The sequence below is a fragment of the Muribaculum sp. genome (genome assembly GCF_029051885.1).
GTDB lineage: Bacteria > Bacteroidota > Bacteroidia > Bacteroidales > Muribaculaceae > Muribaculum.
Genome location: NZ_JAIDKI010000230.1, coordinates 1 through 1,538 on the forward strand (window position 1 = coordinate 1; position 1,538 = coordinate 1,538).

Genomic DNA, 1,538 nt, shown 5'->3' on the forward strand with positions numbered 1-1,538 from the left:
TCCTAATTTGACTTAGGGATCTACAATAATAAAAATTATTTTGAGGGCTATGAAAATAACCGTAATGTGATGGGCGTACGTCTCATAAAGTCCGACGGTAGGATAGTGGACATTGATACTTCCGATTTCGTTGAGGTCGAAGAGGGCAAGAAAGGCGAGACTAAGCGCCGCAAACTTGCTATTCCGGGTCTTGAAGTCGGAGATGATATCGATGTGTTCTTTTACACAGAGACCCGTACACAGAATGTACATCCCGATCCGCTGACATTTTATCTAAAGGAGTCGGCTCCGATACTCAACTACCGGATTCATTGTGTGATTGATGACAATCTGACTGCACAATACCGTATACTCAACGGTGCGCCTGACTTTGATGTGACACGCGATGATGACGGCAATTATATATTGGACCTTGAACTCACGGATATTTCATCGAAAGAGCCGCGTCTGTGGTACAGCCAGTCGCAGCAGTCGCCTCAGATTAAGATGTATCTCTTCAACCGTCGTAACAGTAGCGATTTCACGCCTAAGAGTGCGAGGTTTGACGGCATGCAGTGCAATCCGCCTGTCGAGTGGATTATCGGCGACCGTTGGGACCAGGATGACTGGTGGCTTGAGAATGGGGCGGAGGCCGGAAAGTTAGTCGTGAAGAATTACCTTAAGGATGGTCATAAGATAGCCAAGGATGTCGGGAAAATGGTAAAGGATGGCAGTATTTCAGCGCGTGAGGGTGCGGATTATCTCTACAATCTGCTTTGCTATATGTATATCGGAAATCTTGCCAGGATTAACGCGCATGACTTTGCGCTACAGTACAATACTCTGCTTAAAGCTAATAAAATTCCTGTAACGGCGGGCCTTTCTTCTATTCCTGACCAGGAACCGCTATACGATGTGATTAATTTAAACAATACGGTATTCTTTACCTCTTTGCAGGGCGACTCCTCCCGCTATTATTTCCCGCCTAAGGGCATATTCGCTCCGTCGGAAATAATTCCCGGTGCCCATGGGCGAGTGGCAATAATGTGGCGCAAGCCTAAAGAGCGCAAGTTAGTTCCGGATGGAGACAATTACTTCCGGCTCCCGGCTCCGGCTTCTGTCAAGAACCGTAATGTGACATACGTTGATGCTGATATTGACGGTACCGCAATGGCTATCAACCGCAAGGAAATATACACCGGCGCTGCCAAGATGCATGCTTTCTCTATCCTGTCGGAGGAGGATATAAATGAAGGCTACCGCAAATATCTCTCACGATACGGGCATACAGTCAATGTTAAGGAAAACAAGAAGAGAGCTGCCGAACGCATAGAGCGTTATGCCGATGGACGTAAAGAGCAGAAGGAGGACTTCAAAAATGAAATCAATGCGTATCATGGTGACTATCCATCGGAGTTTATTGACGGCAAGGTGACGAGCATTGGCATCAATCCTGACAGTGCCGCTCTTGCGTATGCGCTGGCATATAAGATGGATAATCTTGTGAAGCGTGCCGGTAATAATATCATATTATCTGTTGGCAAACTTTTCAGCGATCA

The 1,538-nt window shown here is 46.6% G+C and carries 1 protein-coding gene; it reads left to right on the forward strand.

What is annotated here, in order from left to right; genetic code table 11:
- Window positions 1-69 precede the first annotated feature (69 nt).
- A partial coding sequence (locus tag K2I50_RS09400) for a DUF3857 domain-containing protein (protein WP_301026062.1) occupies window positions 70-1,538 on the forward strand: 1,469 nt, incomplete at its 3' end.